Here is a 433-nt window from a genome sequence, read left to right as displayed (position 1 = left end):
GTCCTGCGTCCTGGCCAGCCCGGCGATCGAGACACGATGCGCCGGCGCGAGCACGGTTTCGAATGGACCGAACGCGCCCGTGTCGATCCACCGGTCGAAATCGACCGAGTAAAGGCCGTCGGGCAGGCATTGGGTGCCGTCGGGCGCCGTCCAAGGGCTGCGCACGCCGAAGATCAGCTGACCCTTGAAGATCGCCGTGTCGGTGGCGTCGTCGGGCAACGGAATGCGCCGATTCTCGCCCGAAGCCAGCCGCAGGAAACTGTGCGAGGTGAAGAAGTCGAGCGTCTTGCCGAGCAGCACATGCCGCTTGTCGCCGTCATATTCGACGCCGCCGCCAACCGCGAGATGCTGCTTCTCGCCTTCGAAGATAGGCGTCGCGTCGTCGAGCTTTGTGCCGCGCCGCCAAAGCTTGATGACGCGCGGATAGCCGGAC

At 65.6% G+C, this 433-nt stretch carries 1 pseudogene; it reads right to left on the bottom strand.

The window, feature by feature from the left end:
- Nucleotides 1-433, bottom strand: a pseudogene (locus EOA27_RS39975) (prolyl oligopeptidase family protein); the annotation flags it as partial.

It is taken from the genome of Mesorhizobium sp. M2A.F.Ca.ET.037.01.1.1 (assembly GCF_003998075.1).
Lineage (GTDB): Bacteria > Pseudomonadota > Alphaproteobacteria > Rhizobiales > Rhizobiaceae > Mesorhizobium.
This window is presented reverse-complemented; position numbering and strand designations above follow the sequence as displayed.